The sequence below is a fragment of the Pseudoduganella sp. GW821-FHT11H04 genome, assembly GCF_058807935.1.
Map to the genome: position 1 here is coordinate 20206 of NZ_JBXARE010000024.1, position 24480 is coordinate 44685.

The following is a 24480-nucleotide window of genomic DNA, read 5'->3' on the forward strand; positions in this document are numbered from 1 at the left end:
CCTCAGTGCTTGCCTGTGCTGCCGAAACCTCCGGCGCCGCGGTCGCTGGCCTCGAAGTCTTCGACAACATTAAAGCCAACCTGCAGCACGGGCACGATGATCAATTGCGCCAGACGCTCCATTGGGTTCAGCGTAAACGTGTTTAAGCCCCGGTTCCAGGTAGACACCATCAACTGCCCCTGGTAATCGGAGTCAATCAAGCCTACCAGATTCCCCAGAACAATGCCGTTCTTGTGGCCCATGCCCGAGCGGGGCAGGATCATGGCGGCATAGCCTGGATCGGCGATGTGGATGGCGAGGCCGGTTGGCACCAGCACGGTCTGGCCAGGCTCGATCACGATCGGTGCGTCGATGCAGGCGCGCAGGTCGAGGCCGGCGCTGCCAGGCGTTGCATAGGCCGGCATCTGTTCTTTCATGCGCGGGTCGAGGATTTTGACGTCTACAGTTTTCATTGGAATAGCGAGTTTTTGTCGATGCGTTTGGCGATTTCGGAAATCAGCTGGCGTGCCAGCGTGAGCTTGTCGGCGCGCGGCAGGATGGTGTGGCCGTTTTCGTCAAACAGGATGATGGTGTTGTCGTCCTGGCCGAAGGTGTTGTGGCCGATATTGCCGACCAGGAGGGGAATGCCCTTGCGTTCACGTTTGCTGGCGCCGTACTCGATCAGGTTTTCCGATTCGGCGGCGAAGCCTACGCAGTAAGGCCAGCCGGCCAGGCTGGTGCGGTTGGCCACGGTGGCCAGGATGTCCGGGTTCTGTTCGAACTTCAGGTCGGGCACGGCGCCGTCGCCGGTTTTCTTGACCTTTTGTTCGCTTGGATTGGTTACCTTCCAGTCGGCCACCGCGGCCACGGAAATGAACACGTGCTGGCCGTCGATCTGGTCCATCACGGCGTCGAACATCTGCTGCGCGCTCTTGATGTTGTGGCGCTCCACGCCGTACGGCGTAGCGAGTGCGACGGGGCCGGAAACCAGGGTCACCTCGGCGCCGGCTTCACGCGCGGCGCGCGCCACGGCATAGCCCATCTTGCCGGAGGACAGATTGGTGATGCCGCGCACCGGGTCGATGGCTTCGAAGGTCGGGCCGGCGGTGACGAGGATGCGCTTGCCCGCCAGGACTTTGGGCTGGAAGGCGGCGATCATTTCCGCCAGCAGCTGTTCCGGTTCCAGCATGCGGCCCAGGCCAACTTCGCCGCAAGCCTGGTCGCCGGCGGCCGGGCCGAACACGGTGATGCCGTCTTCCCGCACCTGGTCGACGTTGCGCTGGGTGGCCGGGTTGGACCACATCTCGACGTTCATGGCAGGGGCGATCAGCAGCGGCACGCGGCTTGGGCGGGCCAGGCACATGGTCGACAGCAGGTCGTCGCACACGCCGTGCGCGAGCTTGTAGATGAAGTCTGCGGAGCAGGGCGCGATCAGGATGGCGTCGGCGTCGCGGGTGACGTCGATGTGGGCCATATTGTTGTTCACGCGCGGATCCCACTGGCTGCTGAAGACCGGCTTGCCGGACAGCGCCTGCATCGTCACCGTGGTGATGAAGTGGGTCGCGGCGTCGGTCATTACAACCTGCACGGAGGCGCCTTCCTTGGTCAGCGCGCGGCACAGTTCAGCGGCCTTGTAGCAGGCCACGCCGCCGGAAAGGCCGAGGACGATTTTTTTGCCAGTCAGTTCCATGATGCTGCTCCTACTTGTTCACGCGGCGCAGTTCGTCCAGTACGAACAGTGCGGCGCCAATGCAGATGGCGGAATCGGCGATGTTAAAGGCCGGGAAGTGGCCCAGGCCTTGCCAGTGGAAGTCCAGGAAGTCGATCACATGGCCGTAGGCGATGCGGTCGATCACGTTGCCGATGGCGCCGCCCAGGATCAGGGCCAGGGCCCAGCAGAACAGGCGCTGGCCGCTGTGGCGTTTCAGCAGGTAGATGATGTACAGGGCGGCGATCACGCCGATGGCGGTGAACATATGGCGCTGCCAGCCGCCTTCATTGGCCAGGAAGCTGAAAGCTGCCCCCTTGTTGTAGGCCAGGACCAGGTTGAAGAAGCTGGTGATGACTTTTTCTTCACCGTAGGCGAACAGCTTGGCGATCGTGATTTTGCTTAACTGGTCGAGCAGGATGACGATGAAGGCGATGCCCAGCCATGGGGTCATGCTGCCGGAGGTGGGTTTGCTGCTGAAGGTCTTCTTAGTGGCCATAAATAGCTTTTTTCTCTTTGCTTGCCAGAACCGGTAACCCGGTGCCTGACCCGCAGGGTCAGGCACCGATACGCGGCGGCCGCGTGTCAGGCGAACTTGCGGGATTCGCCGGCGCCGAACAGGTTGGAGTGGCAACGGCCGCACAGGCCTGGATGGTCGGCGTGCGAACCAACGTCGGCGCGGTAGTGCCAGCAACGCTCGCACTTCTGCGCGGTCGATGCTGCCACGTTCACCGCTTCATCCGCTTCGGCAGCCACTTCAACAGCCTTGGCCAGCGAGGTGATGAAGATGAACTTCAGGTCGTCATCCAGCGAAGCCAGCGCCTTGTACTTGTCGCCGGCAGCCTTGATTTCCAGCTCGGCCTGCAGCGAGGAGCCGATTGCGCCGGAGCCGCGCAGTTCTTCCAGCTGCTTGGTCACGTCGGCACGCACGGCGATGATGGTCGCGTACTTGGCCATCAGTGCTTCGGCATCGGCCAGTTCCGGCAACTGCCACCAGGTCTGGGTGTAGATGGTTTCGTCGCTGGCCTTGAACGCTTCCGCGCCGGCGAACGATGCCCACGCTTCTTCCGCGGTGAAGCAGAGGATAGGCGCCATCAGGCGCAGCAGCGACTGGGTGATGTGCCACAGCGCGGTCTGCGCGGAACGGCGTGCCTTGGAATCCACTGCGCTGGTGTACAGGCGGTCCTTCAGGATGTCCAGGTAGAAGCCGCCCAGGTCTTCGGAGCAGAAGTTCTGCAGCTTGGACACGACTGGGTGGAACTCGTAGCGCTCGTAGTGGCGGGACAGGTCGGCCTGCAGCGCAGCCATATTGGCCAGGGCGTAGCGGTCGATTTCCAGCAGCTCGGCTACCGGCACGGCGTTCGCCTTCGGATCGAAGTCCGAGGTGTTGGCCAGCAGGAAGCGCAGGGTGTTGCGGATGCGGCGATACGATTCGGTCACGCGCTTCAGGATCTCGTCGGAGATCGAGAGCTCGGAGGTGTAGTCGGTGGCGGCAACCCACAGGCGCAGGATGTCGGCGCCCAGGGTGTCGGACACCTTCTGCGGCGCGACGGTGTTGCCGATCGACTTGGACATCTTCTTGCCTTCGCCATCGACCACGAAGCCGTGGGTCAGCAGGGCCTTGTACGGCGGACGGCCGTTCAGCATCGAAGAGGTCAGCAGCGAGGAGTGGAACCAGCCGCGGTGCTGGTCCGAGCCTTCCAGGTACAGGTCGGCCGGGAAGTGGGACTGTTGCGGGTGCGAGCCGCGCAGCACGGTCTGGTGGGTGCAACCGGAGTCGAACCACACGTCCAGCGTGTCCTTGTTCTTCACATAGTGCTCGGCATCCGCGCCCAGCAGCGTTGCCGGGTCGAGAGCCTGCCAGGCGTCGATGCCGCCTTGTTCGATCAGCTTTGCCACTTGCTCCAGCAGTTCCGGGGTGCGCGGGTGCAGCTCGCCGGTTTCCTTGTGGATGAAGACGGCCATCGGCACGCCCCACTGGCGCTGGCGCGACAGGGTCCAGTCCGGACGGTTGGCGATCATGCCGTGCAGGCGCGCCTTGCCCCAGTCAGGGAAGAATTCGGTGGCTTCGATGCCTTCCAGCGCGGTTTCGCGCAGGGTGGAACCGCCGTCCAGCGGCTGGATGTCCATGCCGGCGAACCACTGCGAGGTGGCGCGGTAGACGATCGGGGTCTTGTGGCGCCAGCAGTGCATGTAGCTGTGGTCGAACATCTTCAGTTCGAACAGGGCGCCCGCTTCGCGCAGCGCTTCGCAGATCGGCTTCGACGCTTCCCAGATGGTCAGGCCGCCGAACAGCGGCAGGGAAGGGATGTATTTGCCGTCGCCCATCACCGGCTTCAGGATGTCGTCATCCTTCATGCCGTGCGATTTGCAGGAGATAAAGTCGTCCTGGCCGTAAGCTGGCGCGGAGTGCACCACACCGGTACCGCTTTCGGTGGTCACGTAGTCGGCGATATACACCGGCGACAGGCGATCGTAGAAGGCGTCGCGTGCGTGCAGCGGATGCTTGAAGGCGATGCCGGCCAGCTTGTCGCCGGTGGCGGTGGCGATGATCGAGCCTTCCAGCTTGTAGCGCTGCAGGCAGGATTCCACCAGGTCTTTGGCCAGGATCAGCATCAGCGGCTTGCCATCGCGCTCGGTCTGCACCAGCGCATAGGTCACCTCGTGGTGCATGTTCAGCGCCTGGTTGGACGGGATGGTCCAAGGGGTGGTGGTCCAGATTACGACGAAGCCGTCGCCGGCCGGCAGGGCAGGCAGGCCGAAGGCGGCTGCCAGCTTGTCGTGTTCATGGAAGGCGAATCCGACGTCGATCGCCGGGTCGCGCTTGTCCTGGTATTCCACTTCCGCTTCCGCCAGCGCGGAGCCGCAATCGAAGCACCAGTTCACAGGCTTCAGGCCGCGGTAGACGTAGCCCTTTTCCAGCAGCTTGCCCAGCGCGCGCAGCTCGTCGGCTTCGTTGCTGTAGGCCATGGTCAGGTAAGGGTTGTCCCATTCGCCCAGCACGCCCAGGCGGATGAAGTCCTTCTTCTGGCGCTCAACCTGCTCGTGCGCGTAGGCGCGGGCCTTGGTCAGCACGTCGGCGGTCGGCAGGTTTTTGCCGAACAGTTTTTCGATCTGGATCTCGATCGGCATGCCGTGGCAATCCCAGCCCGGCACATAAGGCGCGTCGAAGCCGGACAGGGTGCGCGACTTGACGACGATGTCCTTTAGGATCTTGTTGACGGCGTGGCCGATGTGGATGTCGCCGTTGGCGTATGGCGGACCGTCATGCAGCACGAATTTCGGGCGGCCGGCCGATGCCTTGCGCACGCGTTCGTAGATCTTCTTGTCCTGCCATTGCTTGACCCAGCCCGGTTCGCGCTTGGCCAGGTCGCCGCGCATAGGGAACGGGGTTTCGGTCATATTGACCGGGTATTTGCTCTCTTGCTTCTTTGGTTTGTTGTCGGACATGATGATTAGATTTAGTTCGTGTTTTTTGCGGCGAAGAAGGCGCGCGCTTGGTCGGCGTCGCGCTCGATGGCTTTGACCAGGGTAGGCAGGTCAATGAACTTTTCTTCGTCGCGTATCTTTTGCAGGAATTCGACGCGCACCACCTTGCCGTAGCAATTCTGGGCGAAATCGAAGACGTGGACTTCCAGCAGCACGCGGCCGGTGTCTTCCACCGTCGGGCGCACGCCCAGGCTGGCGACGGCCGGCAATGGCTGCGGACCCAAGCCGTGCACCTGCACGATGAAGATGCCGGAGAGGGCAGGGCGGTGCGGCACGCGCAGGTTCAGCGTCGGAAAGCCGATATCGCGTCCCAGCTTGGCGCCATGGATCACGTGGCTGGAAATCGAATAAGGATGGCCCAGCAGAGCTTGCGCGTGCGGGAAATCGCCTTCCGCCAGCGCGGCGCGTACTGCGGAGGAGGAGACGCGGGTCTCGCCGTTGCGCACGGTTGGCAGCACTTCCACTTCAAAGCCGTACTGCTTGCCCGCTTCGGTCAGCAGGGCAACATTGCCTGCGCGCTTGGCGCCGTAGCAGAAATCGTCGCCCACCATCAACCACTTTACGTGCAGGCCTTCCACCAGCACCTTCTCGACGAAGGTCTGCGGCGATTGGCCGGCGAAGTGATCGCAGAAGTGTTCGACGATGACGCGGTCTACGCCATTGTTTTCCAGCGCCTGCAGCTTGTCGCGCAGGTTGGCGATGCGGGGCGGTGCTTTCGACATATCGCCCATCTTGTGGGCGAAGAACTCGCGCGGGTGGGGCTCGAAGGTCATCACGGCCGATTCCAGGCCCAGGCGATCGGCGGCCGTGCGCACGTGCGCCAGCAACGCCTGGTGGCCGCGGTGGACACCGTCGAAGTTGCCGATCGTCAAGGCGCAGGGCGCGCGCGCCGCTGCATTGGGAAGTCCGCGAAATACCTTCATTTATATTGCTATCAGGCTCAAATGCTTGATTATACGTTCTCAAAGCAAAAAAGCGCTGCCTGCGGGTGCAGGCAGCGCTTTTCTTGGCTCAGCCCGGCTTTGCTTAGACCGGGTTGTTAATGTACATGGTCCAGTAGCGGGCCAATTCTGGCTCGCCAGCGCTACCTTTCACAGCTTTCAGGCTGCTGATGGCAGCAGACTTCTTGCCGGCGATGTACTGGGCAACACCGTAGTGCAGCTTGACTTCTTCAGGCTTGCGGGCGGAACCCAGCTTGATCGCTTCTTCCATCAGCTTCAGGCCATCGGCGCCTTTGCCTTCAGCAACCAGGGCGTAGCCCAGGTTGGCCAGGCCGTCAGCATCCTTTTCCTTGCGGAAGTTGGCTTCCTGGTTCGCTGCGTTCTTCTGCAGGTCAGCCTGGGTCTTCAGGGCCAGGTCTTTCAGGCGCTGGTGGCGGCCGGCGTCGGCGCCGGTGCCGAGGGCACCCTTCTTGTAGCCTTCGTCAACGATCTTCAGGGCTTCAGCCGGGTTGCCGGCTTGCAGGGCCAGCTGGCCCATTTCCATGAATTCCGATGGCTTGGTGATCTGCTTCAAGGCCAGCTTGAGGCGCATCACGTCCAGGTTCAGGGACGAAGAGAAGCCTGGCTTGCCAACCACGCGGTTCAGCAGGTCAGCCCAGTAGGATGCTTTTGGATAGGATGCAGCCAGGCGTTCCAGGGTCTGCACGTAGCCAGCTTTGTCGTTCTGCTTCAGCTGGATGTTGGCCAGCATTTGCAGGTTGCCTTCGGACTTGGCGCCTTGCAGTTCCTTGGCAGCTTCGTTCAGCTTGCCGCTCTGGTAGTAGGTCTGGATCAGCTGTTCCTTCATCGCAGCATTGCCTGGATTGTCCTTCAGGACTTTCTGGATGTAGGTGATGGCTTTTGGATAGTCACGGGCGCGCAGGTAGATGCTGGCCAGTGCTTCAGTGATCTTTGGCGCCTGGGCAGGGGACAGCTTGCTGGAGGCCAGAACCTGTTCGAATGCGCGGGCAGCGGTGTCATTCTCGCCGGCGGCGGCTGCAGCGGAACCACGGGTGTATTCAATCTGGAATTTTTCCAGTTCGGACTTGCCACCAACAGCGTCTGCTTCCTTCAGTTTCGCCAGGGCTTCCTTGTATTTGCCGGAAGATGCCAGTTTTTGCGCTTCCTGCAGTGGCTTGCCCACTTCCGGGCGCACGTTCTCTGCATAAGCGATGGACGACAGGCCCACCATTGGAACGGCAGCGTTGAAACCGATAGCGGCCATTACCAGGCCGAGATGTGCCAGACGAAACTTAATCATGGGGTGATTTTCTTTCTTCAAAATGCGAAATAGGCAGGATAACCTGCCTATTTGGGAAAATAAAGGGTGTTTTGGCCCAATTATTTACTGGAACTGCTCGTTACCGACCAGACCAATCTTGGTGACGCCCAGACGCTGTGCCGAAGCCATTACGCCTGCAACCACCTTGTAGCTAACCAGCTTGTTCGGTCGCAGGTGCACTTCAGGCTGGTCAGCCTGTGCAGCTACGGCGATCAGCTTGTTCTCCAGGGCAGGGCGGTCAGGAACGACCACGTTGTCCCACAGGATGGTGCCGTCGAAGTCAACGTCGATGGTCACGACCACTGGTTCCTTGGTTGGCGGTGGCGGGGTGCCGACCGGCATGTTCAGGTTAACCGAGTGGTTCGCTTTTGGAATGGTGATGATCAGCAGAATGATCAGAACCAGCATGACGTCGATCATCGGCGTCATGTTCATTTCCATCATTGGTTCCGACTCACCGCCGGAACCGCCTACGCTCATACTCATGAATTGTGTTCCTTTTCAGAAGGCCGCCCCCAATACAGCCGGGGGCGGCTTGTTCTTACATCTTATCAGGTGGTTCGGTGATGAAACCGACCTTCTGGATGCCAGCGCGCTGAGTGGTGTAGATCACTCGGCCGATCGATTCATATTTCGCGTCTTTATCGCCGCGGACATGAACTTCAGGCTGAGGCACCTTAACAGCTTCCTCTTTCAGAAAATCGAACAGCTCATTCGCGTCGCGCATTTTCTTCTGGTTCCAGTAGATGTCGCCATCTTTGTTAACAACGATGTTGACGTTCTCTGGCTTGGTCTGGATTGCCTGGTTGATCTCTTCCGGCAGAGAAATCTTCTGCAGTTTGAGAACGACCGGGCTCGTGATCAGGAAGATGATCAGCAGAACCAGCATGATGTCCACGAGCGGAGTCGTGTTGATCTCACTGTTAAGCTGTTCTTCTCCGCCGGTATCGGAGCCTACGGACATCGACATGGTATTAACCTACTTTTTTCGACGAAGCAGCAGCGTTCGAGGTGGACATTGCGCCGGAGATCAGCACGGAGTGCACGTCAGCGGAGAAGGAACGCACGTCTTCCATTGCGGACTTGTTACGACGCAGCAGCCAGTTGTAACCCAGAACTGCAGGAACTGCGACCAGCAGACCGAAAGCGGTCATGATCAGCGCTTCACCCACTGGACCTGCAACTTTGTCGATCGATGCGTTACCGGTCATACCGATGTTGGTCAGCGCGCCGTAAATACCCCAAACGGTACCGAACAGACCGATGAACGGAGCGGTGGAACCAACGGTTGCCAGGAAGGACAGGCCATCGGACAGACGGGACTGAACTTTGTCAACAGCGCGTTGGATGGACATGGTCACCCAGGTCGACAGGTCGATCTGTTCCAGCAGGGCGCCGTCGTGGTGAGCAGTTGCCTTGGTGCCGGATTCAGCGATGAAGCGGAATGGGGAACCTTCGGTCAGGGTTGCGGTACCGGCAGCGATCGAGGATGCTTTCCAGAACTTAGCAGCGGTTTCTTTCTGCTGCTTGAAGATCTTCTGTTGGTCGATGATCTTGGTCACGATGATGTACCAGGAACCGATCGACATGATCGACAGGATGATCAGGGTAGCACGGGCAACGAAGCCAGCTTCCCAAACAGCGGAGATACCGAATGGGTTTTCGACTTCTTCTTTAGCGGCTGGAGCAGGAGCTGCTGGAGCTGCTGCTGGAGCGGCTGCCGCGTCAGCTGCTGGAGCTGCAGGTGCGTCAGCGGCTGGAGCCGAAGCGGCGGCCGAGGCAGGAGCGTCGGCCATTGCTGGCGCGCTTACCAGGGCAGTAGCTGCGGTCACCGAGAACAGCACAGCGGCCAGTACAGCGGACAAACGGGTATTCTTAAACATGCTTCCTCCAAATTTGAAAAATTATCAGTTCGCTGGCTTAAACGACAACGGACTTACTTAGTTGCGAGACGGTGCTTTGTCTCTGGTTTATTCCAGCGTCCAGACATACTGCATCTGTTGCCAGCCTTCTTGCGGCTTGCCGTCGACCGTCGCAGGCTTGAATTTGCACTTAGAAATACCTACTTGTGCTGCCTTGTCCAGGTCACGGAAACCACTAGATTTCACTACTTTCGCCTCGGCTACGTGGCCATCAGCACCGATCAGGAAGGACATGGTCACAATGCCAGTCTCTTCGTTACGCAGCGACGACTTCGGCCATTCTGGTTTGGCGCAGGTGCTGAAGTCGACCACAGCCGGGGTACGGACACCAGTTGCCGGAGGGGCTGCAGGTGCCGGTTGTGCCGGAGGGGCTGGGCGAATGTCGGTGTTTGCAGGCTTCACGCTGGTCGCGTTAGCGATCACGTTCTGCGCTGGCGGCGGTTGCTGCACGTTCACTTCAACCGGAGGAATGAATGGCGGTGGTGGTGCCTTCATCTCTGGTGGCGGTGGCGGTGGTGGCAGTTCTTTTGGCGGAGGCGGGGCTACCTCCTCGATGATCTTGGTCTCCACCGGTTCGATCATCTTGCTGATCATTTTCTTGCCCAGGCCAGATACGATGCCGTAGCCAGCTAACAGGTGCAGGACTACGACGAACGCGATGCCCGTATAGTTCTTTTTCCCGGCAATTTTCTCGTTATCACTGAAATTCATGCCTGCTTTCTCCAATACCAACTCTTGTTTGCTACTTTTTTAAACCCCCAAAATAGCGACACAAAGCTACAGCCGCATCCGGGACGTCGGCGAATTATACATACGAATTTTGGATTTTTGCATAGAATTTTGTCCTGAAAACCGTTTAAATTTCATGCCCTTAGCCCCATATTAGCAGGCTGTTACCAGACTACCGCCAAGTGGTCTGGTGGAAAAAGCAAGAGAAAATTGACCATTTTTTCGGCTCTTCGATTGATCTTCATCACTTTTTCCAAAGGACGAAAGAATCAACGCCAGCGATGCTGGTTGAGCAGATGAAATTTGGCGAAGTGTGTTGCTTTGACGAAACTCTGTCAAAAGCGGCTGTCAAATCACCCGGTTGCGCTTCTCGCGCTTGCACTCGATGGTGCTGACCACCTGGCCATCCGGCGAAACCGTATCCAGGTGGACGTCGAAACCCCAGAGGCGGGCCACATGTTTCAATACTTCATTGGCCTGTTGGTTGAGGGGGCGGCGGTTGTACTGCGTATGGCGCAGTGTCAGGGCGCGGTCGTCGCGGGTATTGACGGACCACACCTGTATATTAGGCTCCCGGTTGCCCAGGTTGTACTGGTCGGCCAGCATTTGCCGCACATAGCGGTAGCCTAGTTCATCATGGATGGCCGAAACGGCCAGCTTGTCATTCTTGTCGTCGTCCAGCACAGCGAAGAAGTGGAATTCGCGGATCAGGCGCGGCGACAAATATTGCGCAATGAATGATTCATCTTTGAAATTGCGCATGGCGAAGTCGAGCGTCTTCTTCCAATCGCTGCCCGCGATATCGGGGAACCATTCGCGGTCTTCCTGCGTGGGGTTCTCGCAGATGCGGCGGATGTCGGACATCATCGCGAAGCCCAGCGCATAAGGATTTATCCCGTTGTAATAGGGGCTGTGCACAGGCGGCTGGTACACCACATTGGTATGGCTCTTCAGGAATTCCATCATGAAGCCATCGCCGACCACCCCCTCGTCATACAACTGGTTAAGGATGGTGTAGTGCCAGAAGGTAGCCCAGCCCTCATTCATGACCTGGGTTTGCCGTTGCGGATAGAAGTACTGGCTGATCTTGCGCACGATACGCACCACCTCGCGCTGCCAGGGTTCCAGCAGCGGCGCATACTTCTCTATAAAGTAGAGCAGGTTTTCTTCCGGCTCCTGCGGGAAGCGCGGCGCCGGCTTATCGACCGCTTCCTCCTCGCGCCGCGGCACGGTGCGCCACAGCTCATTGATCTGCGACTGCAGGTATGCTTCGCGGTCTTTCTGTTTCATGGCCTCTTGTGCAAGCGAAAGCTTGGCCGGCCGCTTATATCGATCAACGCCGTAGTTCTGGATCGCGTGGCAGGAGTCGAGCAGCAATTCAATGGCATCGATACCATGCCGTTGCTCGCATTCGGTAATGTAATTCTTGGCAAAGACCATGTAATCGATGATGGCGTCGGCATCGGTCCAGGTCTTGAACAGGTAGTTGCCTTTGAAGAAGGAATTGTGGCCATACGCTGCGTGCGCTATCACCAGCGCCTGCATGGTCAGGCTGTTCTCTTCCATTAAATAGGCGATGCAGGGATTGGAGTTGATGACAATCTCATACGCCAAGCCCATCTGCCCGCGCTTGTAGCCTTTCTCAGTCGCAAGGAAGTGCTTGCCGAAAGACCAGTGCGCGTAAGACACCGGCATGCCTACTGAAGTGTAGGCATCCATCATTTGCTCAGCGGTAATGATCTCAAGCTGGTTGGGATAGGTGTCCAGCCCGAAGTTTTGCGCTACGCGGCGGATTTCCTCGTGCGCCTGCTCGATCAGTTCGAAAGTCCATTCCGACTGCTCCGGCAGCGCGCGTGGATGCGGTGGACGTTTGCTCATCTGGTTCATTAGGCGCGCTCCGAGAAACCCCGTCCATCAGGGTGGTGTGTGAAAGGGACTAACTGTATGGCTGTCGTGCGCTCCAAAGTGTAATTACTGTATATATTTACAGTATGATTATCGTGTTCCGTTATCGTGTGAAGTCGCGAAACGGCTTGCTTAACAAGCTGGCCCGTAAAGTGAACTTCGTCTGGAATTACTGCAATGACAGGCAGAATGATGCGTTGCGTTTTGACCGCCCGTGGTTGACCGGTTTTGATTTGAATACGCTGACGACAGGCAGCAGCAGGGAATTGGAACTGCATTCCGGTACTATCAACGCGGTTTGCGAGCAGTACGCCAAATCCCGTGCCCAGCACCGCCGGCCGTACTTGCGCTTTCGCGGTGGCAAAACACTCGGATGGGTGCCGTTGAAGGGGCGCAACTTGCACCGGGAAGGCGAGGCGTTCCGCTTTGCGGGCCGCACTTTCCGCGTGTTTTACTCTCGCCCTCTGCCAGCAGGCAAAATTAAGGATGGGACTTGCTTCTCGCAGGACAGCAGTGGCAATTGGTTCCTCAATATCGCGATGGAGGTTCCCGACCCGCCGCGGCGCCCGATTGATCTTGGCGTTGGCCTCGATCTCGGTCTGAAAGAACTTGCGGTACTGTCGGATGGAAAACGGGTCACAGCCCCCGGCTTTTACCGAAAAGCTGAGGCGGCGCTGGCGGTGGCGCAGCGGGCGCATAAGCGACGACGCGTCAAAACTATCCATGCCCGCACGGCACGCCGCAGGCTGGACTTTTTGCATAAGCGATCGCAGGAGATTGCAATGGCCTTCGATCACATCGCTGTTGGCAACGTTAATGCCAATGGACTCGCCAAGACCAGCCTGGCGAAGTCTGTACTCGATGCGGGCTGGTCGTCCTTTCGAAAAATGCTGGCGTACAAGGCTATTAGGCATGGCGCATGGTATGTGGAAGTCGACGAACGTTTCACCACCCAGACCTGCTCGGCTTGCGGCGCATTGCCCGAGACGCGGCCGAGAGGTATCGCAGGCCTTGGAATAAGAGAATGGACTTGCAGTGGTTGCGGAGCAGTACATGATCGTGATCTAAATGCTGCGAAAAACATTCTCCGTCGCGGACGTGCGACGCTGGTTGCAGGAATCTCCGTCTCTTAGGGCGGTGGGGACGTCAATTGGTTCATTTTGGTTGCTTCTTGAACAGTTCACGGAACACCGGATAGATATCGGCCGGCGTGACGATCTTTTGCATGGCGAAGTGCTGGTGGTACTCCGGCACCTGGGCGTATTGCTCCCACAGGTTTTGCGGCGGGCCATCGGTGATTTCGACATAGGTGTAGTACTGCACCTTGGGCATGATGGTGTTGACCAGCAGCTGGCGGCACAGCACGGAGTCGTTGTCCCAGTTGTCGCCGTCGGAGGCTTGCGCGACATAGGCATTCCAGCTGCCGCCGCCGAAGCGCTCGTCCATCACCTTGTTCAGCAGGTGCAGGGCGGAAGAGACCACGGTGCCGCCCGACTCGCGCGAGTGGAAGAATTCATTCTCGTCCACTTCCGACGCGGCCGTATGGTGGCGGATGAAGACCACCTCGATCTTGTCGTAGACGCGCTTGAGGAAAAGGTAAAGCAGGATGAAGAAGCGCTTGGCCGTATCCTTGCGCTGCTCATCCATCGAGCCCGACACGTCCATGATGCAGAACATCACGGCCTGGGTCATCGGCTTCGGCACCTTGATGCGGTTGGAGTAGCGCAGGTCGAAGGGATCGATGAAGGGAATGGCCAGCAGCCGCGTGTGCAGATGGTGCACCAGCTTTTTCAGCTCGATCACGCGCGGATCGTCGAGCGGTGCGCCCGCCACCAGCAACTCTTCCAGCTCGCGTTCGGCCTCGATCAGGCGCTTGCGCGAACTGCCGCCTACCGCAATGCGCCGCCCGAGGGCGCCGCGCAGGGAACGCAGCACGTGGATATTGGAAGGCGTGCCCGACACCGTGTAACCGGCGCGCTGCGGCTTGAACTCCGTGGTGGCCGTCAGCTGGGTCTTGATCATGTGCGGCAGTTCCAGGTCCTCGAAGAAGTAGTTCATGAATTCTTCGCGCGACAGTTCGAAAATGAAATCATCTTCGCTGGTCTGGTCGCTATTGCCTGCGCGGCCGCGGCCGCTGCCCCCACCGCCTTTGGGGCGGTTGATCAAGTCGCCTTTCTGGTATTCCTGGTTGCCTGGGTTCACCACTTCCCAGACCCCGCCGTGGGCGTGGCCGAACGAGGGCTCGTTCACGTCCTTGACGGGAATTGATACTTTTTCGCCATTCTCGATGTCGGTGATCGAGCGCCCCTTGATGGCGCGCCCGACCGCATCTTTGATCTGGCCTTTGTAACGCCGCAAAAATCGTTCGCGGTTGACCGCGGACTTGTTCTTGCCCTGCAAACGTCGGTCGATGAGGTAAGTCATGTGCCTCCTGCCTGCTTGATTGGAGCGTCCTGATTATCCCACTTCTCTATCAGGACGACTTCCTCACGCGCAGATACCATTCGCACAGCAGCCGGACCTGCTTGGCCGTGTATCCTTTTTCCACCATGCGCGCCACGAAGTCAGCGTGCTTGTTGGCATCCTCGGCGCTGGCCTTGGCATTGAAGGAGATTACCGGCAGCAGTTCCTCGGTATTGGAGAACATTTTCTTCTCGATCACCGTGCGGAACTTCTCGTAGCTGGTCCAGGCCGGGTTCTTGCCGCCGTTATTGGCGCGCGCCCGCAGGCCGAAGTTGACGATCTCATTACGGAAGTCTTTTGGATTCGAAATCCCGGCCGGCTTCTCGATTTTCTCGAGTTCGTTGTTCAGCGATTCGCGGTCGAAGCTTTCGCCGGTATCCGGGTCGCGGTATTCCTGGTCCTGGATCCAGAAGTCGGCAAAGGTCACGTAGCGGTCGAAGATGTTCTGGCCGTATTCCGAGTAGCTCTCCAGATAGGCAGTCTGGATTTCCTTGCCGATGAATTCGACGTAGCGCTGGGCCAGGTGCTCTTTTATATAGGAGAAGTACTTTTGCTCGGTCTCCGGCGGGAATTGCTCGCGCTCGACTTGCTGTTCGAGCACGTAGAGCAGGTGCACCGGATTGGCCGCCACTTCGGTGGAGTCGAAGTTGAAGACCTTGGACAGGATCTTGAAGGCGAAACGCGTCGACAGGCCGCTCATGCCTTCGTCGACACCGGCATAGTCCACATACTCATGGATGGACTTGGCTTTCGGATCGGTATCCTTGAGGTTCTCACCGTCATACACCAGCATCTTGCTGAAAATACTGGAGTTTTCCGGCTCCTTCAGGCGCGACAGGATGGCGAACTGCGACATCATGCGCAGCGTGCCGGGGGCGCAAGGCGCCTTGTCGAGCGAAGAATTGTGCAGCAGCTTCTCGTAAATCTTGATCTCGTCGGCGACGCGCAGGCAGTACGGCACCTTCACTATATAGATACGGTCGAGGAATGCCTCGTTATTGCGGTTGTTCTTGAAGCTCTTCCACTCCGACTCATTCGAGTGCGCCAGGATGATGCCCTCGAAGGGAATGGCGCCAAAGCCTTCCGTACCCTTGTAGTTGCCTTCCTGGGTGGCCGTCAGCAGAGGGTGCAGCACCTTGATCGGCGCCTTGAACATTTCGACGAATTCCATCAGGCCCTGGTTGGCCAGGCACAGGCCGCCGGAATAGCTGTAGGCGTCCGGGTCATCCTGGGCATAGTCCTCCAGCTTGCGGATATCGACTTTGCCGACCAGGGAGGAAATGTCCTGGTTGTTCTCGTCGCCCGGCTCGGTCTTGGAGATGGCGGTCTGTTTCAGCACCGAAGGGTAGCGCTTGACTACACGGAACTGGTTGATATCGCCATTGAATTCATGCAGGCGCTTGACGGCCCATGGGGAAGGGATATTGCGCAGGTAGCGGCGCGGGATGCCGTAATCCTCTTCCAGGATGGTGCCGTCTTCCGCCTCGTTGAACAGGCCGAGCGGCGACTCATTCACCGGCGAACCTTTCAGGCAGTAGAAGGGCACTTCCTCCATCAATTGCTTGAGCTTTTCCGCAATCGAGGACTTGCCGCCGCCGACTGGGCCCAGCAGGTAGAGGATCTGCTTGCGCTCCTCCAGGCCTTGCGCCGCATGGCGGAAGTAGGCCACAACCTGCTCAATGACGTCTTCCATGCCGTAGAACTCACGGAAGGCGGGATAAATCTTGATGACCTTGTTGGCGAAGATGCGGGACAGGCGCGTATCGTTGCGCGTATCGACCAGGGTGGGTTCGCCAATCGCAGCCAGCATCCGCTCCGCCGCCGAAGCGTAGGTCAGGCGGTCCTTTTTGCAAAGCGCGAGGTATTCGGAGAGCGACATCTCCTCTTCTTTGGTGCGCTCGTAGCGTGCTGCGTAGTTGTCAAAAATGGTCATGTGAATGTCCTTTAATGAAAAATCTACTAGTCACATGGTCGGCAGTCGAAGCTATGGGCTGCAGGCCTGCTCAATGCTTTGCCAGCTTGCTTGAGGTGCCAGGGATTGCCCGAGGCTCAGAGCTGGATCATTATTAGCCGGCGGGGGGATGGTTGCCGGGCTCGAAACGCATCTTACGTTGATGAAATTTATTATTGCTCTAATGGATCTAGAAGTAAAGCCAGTAGTAAGCCTGTGCTAATCCCCTCGCGCGTTGGCACCACAGTAGCACGGCTGGCCCGACTCTGCAGCACATGTGAAGTATGATGCTTATCTATGTCCAAAGCGAGAGAGAACAAAAATGACGACCCAAATGCGCTCCATCGTGCAGAACATGCCGAAGGCCGAACTGCACATCCATATCGAAGGCTCACTGGAGCCGGAACTGATCTTCGCGCTGGCCCAGCGCAATGGCGTGAAGCTCGCCTATAACTCGGTGGAAGAACTGCGCGCTGCCTACGCTTTCACCAACCTGCAATCCTTCCTCGACATCTACTACGCCGGCGCCAGCGTGCTGCTGAAGGAACAGGATTTCTACGACATGACCATGGCCTACCTGCAGCGCGCCAAGGCCGACCATGTGCGCCATGCCGAAATCTTCTTCGACCCGCAGACGCACACCGCGCGCGGCGTGCCGATGGCCGATGTAATTAACGGTATCCATCGCGCCTGTACCGAAGGCCCAATCAGCGCAAAACTGATCCTGTGCTTCCTGCGCCACCTGAGCGAGGAAGACGCGGTCGCCACGCTGGAAGCGGCGCTGCCATACCGCGATAAAATCATCGGCGTCGGACTCGACTCCTCCGAAGTCGGCCACCCGCCGGAAAAATTCGCCAGCGTCTTCGCGCGCGCGCGCGACCTGGGCCTGCACCTGGTCGCCCACGCCGGCGAAGAAGGCCCGCCGGCCTATATCGAAACCGCCGTCGACCTCCTGAAGGTAGAGCGCATCGACCATGGCGTGCGCTGCCTGGAAGACCCAGCCCTGACGCGCCGCCTGGCCGCGCTGCGCATGCCGCTGACGGTCTGCCCGCTGTCGAACACCAAGCTGCGCGTATTCGACCAGATGAAGGACCACAACCTGCTCGACTTGCTCGACGCCGGCCTGGTCGCCATGGTCAACTCCGACGACCCGGCATACTTCGGCGGCTACATGAACGACAATTTCGTCGCCGTGTTCGACTCGCTGCCGCTTGGCCTGGCGCACGCCCACCAGTTGGCGCGCAACAGCTTCGAAGCCTCCTTCCTGCCAGCGCCGGAAAAGCAGAAGTTCCTGGACGAAGTGGACACCTATTTCTCTGCCTTCAACGTGGTCTGACGCATGTTTCGACAAGCCCTGAGGATGACGGCGCGCGACTGGCGCGCCGGTCAGTTGCGCTTCCTGCTGGTGGCGCTAGTGGTAGCGGTGGCGGCGCTGTCAGCCGCCGGATTCTTCATCGACCGCTTGCGCGCGGGCCTGAACCGCGATGCGCACCAGTTGCTCGGCGCCGACCTCGTGGTGGTGGCCGACAACTCGGTCCCAGCCGCCTGGCGCGAAGAGGCGCAGCGTCGCGGCCTGCTGATGGCCGACACCCAGGCTTTCCCAAGCATGGCGCAGGCAGGGCAGGGCGACGCCGCCCGCTCCGTGCTGGCAACGCTGAAAGCCGTCAGCCCAGGCTATCCGCTGCGCGGCCGCGTCAAGGTCAACACCGATATTGCGCAAGCCAATGAAAGCATCGGCACCCCGGCGCCGGCCGCACCGGAAGCGGGAACGGTGTGGATCGACCCAGCGCTGGCAACATCGCTGGATGTAAAGATTGGCGGCACGCTGCAACTGGGCGACAAGCAGTTCCGCGTGACGCAGCTGATTGCGGCCGAACCGGATCGCGGCGGAGGCTTCATCAACTTCGCACCGCGCGTGTTCCTCCCCCTGTCCGACCTGCCGGCGACCAACCTGGTGCAGGAAGGCTCGCGCGTCGGCTATCGCCTGATGGTGGCCGGCACCGGCGCCAGCGCCAGCGCCAAACCAGCGCAGGAATACGGCGACTGGCTGCGCGCCCTGATCAAGAAAGACAATGTGCGCGGCGTGCGCATCGAATCCCTGGAAGAAGGGCGTCCGGAAATGTCAGCCACGCTGGACCGAGCCGACCGCTTCCTCTCGCTGGTAGGCCTGTTGTCTGCCATGCTGGCTGCGGTAGCGGTGGCGATGGCCGCACGCCGCTTCATGCAGCGCCACCTCGACTCCTGCGCCATGCTGCGCTGCCTGGGGCTCACTCAGAACCAGGTGACCGTGATCTACCTGGTCGAATTCCTGCTGGTCGGCCTGGCCGGCAGTGCGCTCGGCGTGCTGGTCGGCTTTGGCGCGCACTACGTGCTGCTGCAACTGCTCGGCAACCTGGTCGCCACCGACATTCCCGCACCAACCATTCTGCCAGCGCTGCAAGGCATGGCCACCGGCATGCTGCTGCTGGCAGGCTTCGCGCTGCCGCCCATCCTGCAATTACGGAACGTACCGCACAACCGAGTGATCCGCCGCGAAGCAGCCGCACCCAAGCCCGCCGCACTGGCAACCTACGGCCTGGGCATCGCCGCCTTCGGCGCACTGCTGTTGTGGCAATCGAATGACCTCAAACTGGCCGGCGTGACCGGCGGCGGCTTCCTGCTTGGCTATGGCGTGTTTGCGCTGGTCGGCTGGCTTGGCTTGCAAGCCCTGCGCCCCCTGCGCAATGCCTTCCCGCACCAATCCTGGCGCTTCGCAGTGACTTCCTTGCGCCGCCGGCCCGGCGCGACTGTGGTGCAAGTGGTCTCGCTCTCGCTAGGCCTGATGGCGCTCTTGCTGCTGACGGTCGTGCGCGGCGACCTGATGACCACCTGGCGCAATACCATGCCGCCGGATGCGCCGAACCGCTTCATCATCAACATCCAGCCGGACCAAAAAGACGCGATCACAGAGCGCCTGAAGCAAGCCGGCGTGAAAAACGTGACGATGTACCCGATGATCCGCGGCCGCCTGGTGGCGGTGAACGAAAAAGTCATCACCAGCCAGACATATAGCGACGAACGCGCACGCGGCATGGCCGAACGCGAATTCAACCTCTCCACGATGACGGAAATCCCGTCGCAAAACGTGGTCACCGCCGGCAAATGGGCGATGAACGGCAGCGCCGGCGAAGCCTCGGTGGAAGAAGGGCTGGCCAAGACGCTGGGCCTGAAGATGGGCGACACCATGCGCTTCGACATCGCCGGCTCGCCGGTGGAGGTAAAAATCACCAGCCTGCGCAAGCTCGAATGGGGATCGATGCGAGTGAACTTCTTCGTCATCATCAACCCCGCGGTGATGGCCGACACGCCACAAACCTGGATCACAGCCTTCCACCTGCCGAAGGACGCAAGCGCCGCCGGCAATGCCCTGTCGCGCGAATTCCCCAACCTGACCATCATCGACGTCGGCGGCGTGCTGCGCCAGGTGCAAACGGTGCTGGACCAGGTGATCCAAGCGGTTGAATTCCTGTTCGCGTTCACACTGCTGTCCGGAGTGCTGGTGCTGTATGCAGCCCTGATGGGATCCCAGGACGAACGCCGCCGCGAAGCCGGCCTGCTGCGCGCCTTAGGCGCCACCCGCCGCCAGCTCTCGCAAGCGCAACTGATCGAGTTCATGCTGGTAGGAGGCCTGGGCGGCCTCCTAGCCGCCACCGGCGCAGGCCTGATGGGATGGGGCCTCGCCACCTACCAATTCAAGTTCGCCTGGACCTTCAGCCCCATGGTCTGGCTGGCAGGCCTGCTCGCAGGAGCAATCTGCGCCGTCCTCGGCGGCTGGCTAGGCCTGCGCAACGTCCTCAACCACCCCCCGTTGCAAACCCTCCGCGAAGCTTGAATGTAGAAAGTCGGGGTCAGGTCGAGCAAATGGACAAAAGGCGCACAAATGTGCGCCTTTTGTCCATTTGCTCGACCTGACCCCGACTTTCAAGCCGCGAGGGGCGGGGTGTGTTGGCGCAGGAATTCTGCGTAGGGGGTGGGGGCGATGTCGAGCAGGGCGGGTTCGATTTCGAACAGGGCCCAGTAGTAGGTCTCCAACCCGTGGCAGACTTGCGGCTCCTTGCAGTAGCGGTGCCAGTGCTGGCCCACTTCGTCGGAATACATGCCGTCCGGCGGGAAGAATGGCAGCATGCGCTTTTCCTCCAGCGCCTGCACCAGCGAGACCGGGGCGCGGCTGTCGCGCGCCATTTCGACCTGCGATTCGTAGCCGCGCTCCGTTTCCACCACCATCAGCTGCGCCGATCCGTCGGCCTTGAAGAACAGGATGCCGCTCGGGCTAGGGAAGGGGTAGTGCTCGACGAAGCCGTGTTCCTGGTACAGCTGCTGCACCACCTTTGCCAGCGCGCCGCAACGCAGGAAGCTGAATTCGTGCAGTACCAGCATGTCCAGCAGCGTTTCCGACTGCTCCTGGAAGAAGGCTTTTTGCAGCGCGGCGACTTCCTCTTCCAGCCGGTCCAGCGCATCGTCGGCGCTTTTCTTGATGTAGCGGTCGATCAGGCCGCGGTTGAAGGCGTCGACCGCAATCTTTTCATCGGCCTGGCCGGTGAACAGGATCTTTTTGCACGGCAGGTGCTGGATCGCCTGGCAGAACGCCACGCCGTTCATTTGCGGCATCGAGTAGTCGACCACCAGCACGGACGGGATGGAGAAGCGCTGGCGCTGGCCGGAAATGCGGTAGATCTGCTCCAGGTCCACCGCCACGTTGCGCTGTTCCGCCGACTGGTTGGGATTATCGAAATCCACCTGCAGCGGCAGCTCGCTGCTGCCGGCATTGGCCTTGAACCATTCCAGCGCCTGCAGCGGGTCGTGGAAGCACACGCTGGCCTGCATCGGATCGAGCTGGAAAACGAGGCTGTGGAGGAAAGTATCGCTGTCGTCCACCAGGACGGTCATGGTTGGGTGGGCGTAAACGGGCAGTTTCATGTTCAACGGCTGGCTTGTAAGGGAAATTCAAGCACAAAGATAGCATATGCGTGCTCGCGGGACACACAATGTAGCCTGGCTTCCCACGCTTGCATCACCTGGCGGCACAATGCCAGGCCGATGCCGGCGCCATTATGCTCCGGATAAGTGAAGAAGCGTTGGAAAATCTGCGGCAAATGGTGCGATGCAATACCACAGCCGGTATCGATCACCAATACGCGCGGCACCGCGCGGCTACCATCGATGACGATCCGCACCCGCCCTTTACCGGCGCGCTGCACCGCCTGCAGTGCGTTGCGCAGGAGGTTCAGCAGCAGCATGATGGCCAGTTCATTCTGCCCGCCAAAGCGGAAATCGCCGCGCACCTGCAGCGCCACCAGCTGGCGCTGGGCCTCGCCGGTGAAGGGATAACGGCGCAGCGCCGATTCCACCGTGTCGAGCATGGACACGTTTTCGTGCGGGTCCAGATGCTGCCGCACCGCCTGCGCGCTAAGCAGGAACAGGTCGATCATATGGTTCATATGGCGTACTTCGTACTGCATGCGATTCAGCGCCTGGCGCATCACCGGATTCTCCTGGTCGGCGCGCTGCTGCATACGCGACAGGCCGCGCACATTGGCATCCAGGCTGGCCAGGGGCGTGCGCATTTCGTGCGCCACGGCGCCCAGGCCTTCGCCCAGGCCATCCAGCTTTTCCTCCTCCAGCGCCTTGCGGCTTTGCGAGAATACCCACATCCAGCCGACCAGGAAGAGCTGCACCGGCAGCAACTGCAGGACGGATGACGACAGCAGCACCTCGCCGGCCCCCATCCCGATCGCCAGCAGCACCGCGACCGAGATGCCAACCGCCGCCACGCGCAAGGCAATGCGAAAGTCGAAGTGGAACAGTGCCACCAGCATGACCAGCATCACTTGCGACCAGGTGGCGTTGGCGCCATTCATCAGGAACATGAAGGTGCAGAAGAAGGGCAGCTCATAGGTCATCAGCACCAGGGTGTAGCGCTCGCGCTGGCGAGGGGGAAGGCGCCGCGCCAACAGCCCGCCCAAAGCGAGCAGCATGCCGACCAGGCGAGCGCTCAGGTTTTCGTAGGGCTGCGGAACCAGCCAGCCAAAGATCGCGTAATAAAGAGGAAAGCAGGTGATGCCCAGCCAGCTCAGGACGGCCAGGCGCAGGTCGGCGATTTCCTCGGCGCTGCGGGCGCGCAGCCGGGTACGGATCAGGCGTTGAATCATCCGGCCATCATGGCGGTTTGTGGAAGCATTTTGCGCAGAATCAGCACGAAGCTTGATCCACATCAATACGACCATGCGCTATCATGGAGTCATGAATGATGAAGCACGCACCCTATACGAAGTTATCGGCGGAGAAACCAAGCTGCGCGAGATGGTTGACCGTTTTTACGACCTGATGGAACTGGAGCCGGAATTCGCCGGCATCCGCGCCATGCATCCTCCCAGCACCGACGGCTCGCGCGACAAGCTGTTCTGGTTCCTCAGCGGCTGGATGGGCGGCCCGGACCTGTTCATTGAACAATTCGGCCACCCGCGCCTGCGCGCGCGCCACCTGCCTTTCGCTGTCGGCTCCAGTGAGCGCGACCAGTGGCTGCGCTGCATGGCCTGGGCGATGCAGGATGTCGGCATCGCCGAAGACCTGCGCCTGCGGCTGATGGAATCCTTCTACCAGACCGCCGACTGGATGCGGAACAAGGCAGATTGATGGAGCTGACCATCCTGCTGGCGCTGGCCGCCGTCATCATCGTCCTGCAAATCGTTTCCCTGCTGCGCAGCCGCGGCGCCGACGTCGCGGATCAATTGGACCGCGTCGAACGCGAAGTGCGCCTTCAACTGCAGGCCACGGCCCAAGCACAGCGGCAGGAGATGGGCCATTTGCTGTCGCAGTCCCACGCCGCCACCGTGCAGCAGCTCGAAACCATGCGCCGCCAGATCGAGGTCCTGACCGAATCGAATACCCGACGCCTGCTGGAGGTGCGCGTGGCGCTGGAGACCAAGATGCGCGAGCTGCAAGCCGATAACGGCCAACGGCTGGAAGAAATGCGTAAGACGGTCGACGAAAAACTGCACGAGACGCTGGAAACTCGCCTGACCGAATCCTTCCGCCAGGTGTCCGAACGCCTGGAGCGCGTGCACCAGGGCCTGGGCGAAATGCAGCAGCTGGCGCTGGGCGTGGGCGATCTGAAACGCGTGCTGACCAATGTGAAAACGCGCGGCACCTGGGGCGAAGTGCAGCTGGAAATGCTGCTCGAACAAATCCTCACGCCGGACCAATACGCGAAGAACGTTGAGACCATACCGGGCTCCAACGCCCGCGTCGAATTTGCGCTCAAACTGCCAGGCCAGAAAGAGGGCGGGGCGCCGGTGTGGATGCCGATCGACGCAAAGTTCCCGAAAGAGCAATACGAACGCCTGCTGGAAGCCGCCGACCGCGCCGATACCGAAGGTGTGGCGGCAGCCGGCCGCGAACTGGAACGTGCCGTACGCAACGAAGCGAAAACCATCTCCGAGAAATACGTCTCGCCGCCGCTGACCACCGACTTCGCCATCCTGTTCCTGCCGACCGAAGGCCTGTACGCGGAAGTGATGCGCCGCCCTGGCCTGGCCGACGAACTTCAACGCGTGAACCGCGTCAGCATCGCTGGCCCTTCCACGCTGACGGCACTGCTGAATAGCCTGCAAATGGGATTCCGCACGCTGGCGCTGGAAAAACGCTCGTCCGAAGTGTGGCAAGTGCTGGGCGCCGTGAAAACCGAATTCGCCAAATTCGGCGACGTCCTTGCCGCCACCAAGACAACCCTCGAACGCGCCGCCCGCAACATTGAAAACGCCGAAGTGCGCAGCCGCCAGATGGCGCGCAAGCTCAAATCCGTCGAAGCGCTACCTGCCGAAGCAGCTTTGCTGATGTTGGGGGCTGACGAAAGTGCCGAGAGCGATTTGGATGCGGCTGACAGCGCGACCTGACCAATCGCGCTTTGAGCATTGATCACGGCGTAGCGTTGAGCAGCCATCAATGGCTGCAACCGCCTGCAGATTCAACCTGTCGACGCAACACATTGATAAAACCGTTGAGCCGGCGTTTCGAAGCCTAACGTTTTCCTTGGT

At 60.1% G+C, this 24480-nt stretch carries 20 protein-coding genes; 5 read left to right on the plus strand and 15 right to left on the minus strand.

Features of this window, described 5'->3' with window-relative positions; genetic code table 11:
* Positions 1-2: 2 nt before the first annotated feature.
* The 11 genes from dut to AC1RTP_RS27855 all read right to left on the minus strand — a co-directional run bounded on the left by dut (position 3) and on the right by AC1RTP_RS27855 (position 11976).
* Positions 3-452 (minus strand): dUTP diphosphatase, encoded by a 450-nt coding sequence (gene dut / locus AC1RTP_RS27805; protein WP_498611884.1) that lies wholly within the window; start codon positions 450-452, stop codon positions 3-5.
* Positions 449-1669, minus strand: coding sequence for a bifunctional phosphopantothenoylcysteine decarboxylase/phosphopantothenate--cysteine ligase CoaBC (coaBC, locus tag AC1RTP_RS27810; protein WP_498611885.1), 1221 nt, complete (start codon positions 1667-1669; stop codon positions 449-451). The genes dut and coaBC overlap by 4 nt, the downstream gene beginning before the upstream one ends.
* A gap of 10 nt (positions 1670-1679) precedes the next feature.
* The gene (lspA, locus tag AC1RTP_RS27815; protein WP_498611886.1) at positions 1680-2186 is read right to left on the minus strand and encodes a signal peptidase II; all 507 of its coding nucleotides are present in this window, start codon (positions 2184-2186) and stop codon (positions 1680-1682) included.
* A gap of 86 nt (positions 2187-2272) precedes the next feature.
* The gene (gene ileS / locus AC1RTP_RS27820; protein ID WP_498611887.1) at positions 2273-5137 is read right to left on the minus strand and encodes an isoleucine--tRNA ligase; all 2865 of its coding nucleotides are present in this window, start codon (positions 5135-5137) and stop codon (positions 2273-2275) included.
* 11 nt (positions 5138-5148) lie between these two features.
* Positions 5149-6099, minus strand: a complete 951-nt coding sequence (locus AC1RTP_RS27825; protein WP_498611888.1) for a bifunctional riboflavin kinase/FAD synthetase — start codon at positions 6097-6099, stop codon at positions 5149-5151.
* Positions 6100-6202: 103 nt separating this feature from the next.
* Positions 6203-7417, minus strand: coding sequence for a tetratricopeptide repeat protein (locus AC1RTP_RS27830; RefSeq protein WP_498611889.1), 1215 nt, complete (start codon positions 7415-7417; stop codon positions 6203-6205).
* 84 nt (positions 7418-7501) lie between these two features.
* Positions 7502-7924: an ExbD/TolR family protein gene (locus AC1RTP_RS27835; RefSeq protein ID WP_498611890.1), complete on the minus strand. Its 423-nt coding sequence runs from the start codon at positions 7922-7924 to the stop codon at positions 7502-7504.
* A gap of 55 nt (positions 7925-7979) precedes the next feature.
* On the minus strand, positions 7980-8408 hold the full coding sequence (locus tag AC1RTP_RS27840; protein WP_498611891.1) for an ExbD/TolR family protein: 429 nt from the start codon (positions 8406-8408) through the stop codon (positions 7980-7982).
* Between the two features lie 4 nt (positions 8409-8412).
* Positions 8413-9321: a MotA/TolQ/ExbB proton channel family protein gene (locus AC1RTP_RS27845; RefSeq protein ID WP_498611892.1), complete on the minus strand. Its 909-nt coding sequence runs from the start codon at positions 9319-9321 to the stop codon at positions 8413-8415.
* 87 nt (positions 9322-9408) lie between these two features.
* Positions 9409-10071, minus strand: a complete 663-nt coding sequence (locus AC1RTP_RS27850) for an energy transducer TonB (RefSeq protein WP_498611893.1) — start codon at positions 10069-10071, stop codon at positions 9409-9411.
* A gap of 366 nt (positions 10072-10437) precedes the next feature.
* On the minus strand, positions 10438-11976 hold the full coding sequence (locus AC1RTP_RS27855; RefSeq protein ID WP_498611894.1) for a SpoVR family protein: 1539 nt from the start codon (positions 11974-11976) through the stop codon (positions 10438-10440).
* 104 nt (positions 11977-12080) lie between these two features.
* On the opposite strand from AC1RTP_RS27855, the gene AC1RTP_RS27860 reads away from it, so the two are divergent.
* Positions 12081-13127, plus strand: a complete 1047-nt coding sequence (locus AC1RTP_RS27860) for an RNA-guided endonuclease InsQ/TnpB family protein (RefSeq protein ID WP_498611895.1) — start codon at positions 12081-12083, stop codon at positions 13125-13127.
* 22 nt (positions 13128-13149) lie between these two features.
* On the opposite strand, the gene AC1RTP_RS27865 is transcribed toward AC1RTP_RS27860, so the two are convergent.
* Positions 13150-14418 carry a YeaH/YhbH family protein gene (locus AC1RTP_RS27865; RefSeq protein ID WP_498611896.1) on the minus strand — a complete coding sequence of 423 codons (1269 nt, stop codon included), beginning with the start codon at positions 14416-14418 and terminating at the stop codon, positions 13150-13152.
* Between the two features lie 49 nt (positions 14419-14467).
* Positions 14468-16390, minus strand: a complete 1923-nt coding sequence (locus AC1RTP_RS27870; RefSeq protein ID WP_498611897.1) for a PrkA family serine protein kinase — start codon at positions 16388-16390, stop codon at positions 14468-14470.
* A 340-nt stretch (positions 16391-16730) separates the two neighbouring features.
* Between AC1RTP_RS27870 and AC1RTP_RS27875 the strand changes: the two genes are divergently transcribed.
* Entirely contained in the window at positions 16731-17744 is a 1014-nt protein-coding gene (locus AC1RTP_RS27875) for an adenosine deaminase (protein WP_498611898.1), read from the plus strand.
* A 3-nt stretch (positions 17745-17747) separates the two neighbouring features.
* Positions 17748-20279, plus strand: a complete 2532-nt coding sequence (locus AC1RTP_RS27880) for an ABC transporter permease (RefSeq protein WP_498611899.1) — start codon at positions 17748-17750, stop codon at positions 20277-20279.
* 89 nt (positions 20280-20368) lie between these two features.
* Here the strand turns inward: AC1RTP_RS27880 and AC1RTP_RS27885 are convergent, their stop codons facing one another.
* Both AC1RTP_RS27885 and AC1RTP_RS27890 read right to left on the minus strand, forming a co-directional pair.
* Positions 20369-21364 (minus strand): response regulator, encoded by a 996-nt coding sequence (locus AC1RTP_RS27885; protein WP_498611900.1) that lies wholly within the window; start codon positions 21362-21364, stop codon positions 20369-20371.
* A 2-nt stretch (positions 21365-21366) separates the two neighbouring features.
* Positions 21367-22596, minus strand: a complete 1230-nt coding sequence (locus tag AC1RTP_RS27890; protein WP_498611901.1) for a sensor histidine kinase — start codon at positions 22594-22596, stop codon at positions 21367-21369.
* Positions 22597-22687: 91 nt separating this feature from the next.
* Here AC1RTP_RS27890 and AC1RTP_RS27895 point away from each other — a divergent pair, with 91 nt between their 5' ends.
* The gene (locus AC1RTP_RS27895; RefSeq protein ID WP_498611902.1) at positions 22688-23080 is read left to right on the plus strand and encodes a group II truncated hemoglobin; all 393 of its coding nucleotides are present in this window, start codon (positions 22688-22690) and stop codon (positions 23078-23080) included.
* Positions 23080-24339, plus strand: a complete 1260-nt coding sequence (locus AC1RTP_RS27900; protein WP_498611903.1) for a DNA recombination protein RmuC — start codon at positions 23080-23082, stop codon at positions 24337-24339. Before AC1RTP_RS27895 ends, AC1RTP_RS27900 begins: the two co-directional genes overlap by 1 nt.
* The last annotated feature ends 141 nt before the right edge of the window (positions 24340-24480 follow it).

What these genes read in the sequence shown, in the direction of transcription:
- dut (WP_498611884.1), bottom strand. Translation starts at nt 452, where the DNA reads ATGAAAACTGTAGACGTCAAAATCCTCGACCCGCGCATGAAAGAACAG.
- coaBC (WP_498611885.1), bottom strand. Translation starts at nt 1,669, where the DNA reads ATGGAACTGACTGGCAAAAAAATCGTCCTCGGCCTTTCCGGCGGCGTG.
- lspA (WP_498611886.1), bottom strand. Translation starts at nt 2,186, where the DNA reads ATGGCCACTAAGAAGACCTTCAGCAGCAAACCCACCTCCGGCAGCATG.
- ileS (WP_498611887.1), bottom strand. Translation starts at nt 5,137, where the DNA reads ATGTCCGACAACAAACCAAAGAAGCAAGAGAGCAAATACCCGGTCAAT.
- AC1RTP_RS27825 (WP_498611888.1), bottom strand. Translation starts at nt 6,099, where the DNA reads ATGAAGGTATTTCGCGGACTTCCCAATGCAGCGGCGCGCGCGCCCTGC.
- AC1RTP_RS27830 (WP_498611889.1), bottom strand. Translation starts at nt 7,417, where the DNA reads ATGATTAAGTTTCGTCTGGCACATCTCGGCCTGGTAATGGCCGCTATC.
- AC1RTP_RS27835 (WP_498611890.1), bottom strand. Translation starts at nt 7,924, where the DNA reads ATGAGTATGAGCGTAGGCGGTTCCGGCGGTGAGTCGGAACCAATGATG.
- AC1RTP_RS27840 (WP_498611891.1), bottom strand. Translation starts at nt 8,408, where the DNA reads ATGTCGATGTCCGTAGGCTCCGATACCGGCGGAGAAGAACAGCTTAAC.
- AC1RTP_RS27845 (WP_498611892.1), bottom strand. Translation starts at nt 9,321, where the DNA reads ATGTTTAAGAATACCCGTTTGTCCGCTGTACTGGCCGCTGTGCTGTTC.
- AC1RTP_RS27850 (WP_498611893.1), bottom strand. Translation starts at nt 10,071, where the DNA reads ATGAATTTCAGTGATAACGAGAAAATTGCCGGGAAAAAGAACTATACG.
- AC1RTP_RS27855 (WP_498611894.1), bottom strand. Translation starts at nt 11,976, where the DNA reads ATGAACCAGATGAGCAAACGTCCACCGCATCCACGCGCGCTGCCGGAG.
- AC1RTP_RS27860 (WP_498611895.1), top strand. Translation starts at nt 12,081, where the DNA reads ATGATTATCGTGTTCCGTTATCGTGTGAAGTCGCGAAACGGCTTGCTT.
- AC1RTP_RS27865 (WP_498611896.1), bottom strand. Translation starts at nt 14,418, where the DNA reads ATGACTTACCTCATCGACCGACGTTTGCAGGGCAAGAACAAGTCCGCG.
- AC1RTP_RS27870 (WP_498611897.1), bottom strand. Translation starts at nt 16,390, where the DNA reads ATGACCATTTTTGACAACTACGCAGCACGCTACGAGCGCACCAAAGAA.
- AC1RTP_RS27875 (WP_498611898.1), top strand. Translation starts at nt 16,731, where the DNA reads ATGACGACCCAAATGCGCTCCATCGTGCAGAACATGCCGAAGGCCGAA.
- AC1RTP_RS27880 (WP_498611899.1), top strand. Translation starts at nt 17,748, where the DNA reads ATGTTTCGACAAGCCCTGAGGATGACGGCGCGCGACTGGCGCGCCGGT.
- AC1RTP_RS27885 (WP_498611900.1), bottom strand. Translation starts at nt 21,364, where the DNA reads ATGAAACTGCCCGTTTACGCCCACCCAACCATGACCGTCCTGGTGGAC.
- AC1RTP_RS27890 (WP_498611901.1), bottom strand. Translation starts at nt 22,596, where the DNA reads ATGATTCAACGCCTGATCCGTACCCGGCTGCGCGCCCGCAGCGCCGAG.
- AC1RTP_RS27895 (WP_498611902.1), top strand. Translation starts at nt 22,688, where the DNA reads ATGAATGATGAAGCACGCACCCTATACGAAGTTATCGGCGGAGAAACC.
- AC1RTP_RS27900 (WP_498611903.1), top strand. Translation starts at nt 23,080, where the DNA reads ATGGAGCTGACCATCCTGCTGGCGCTGGCCGCCGTCATCATCGTCCTG.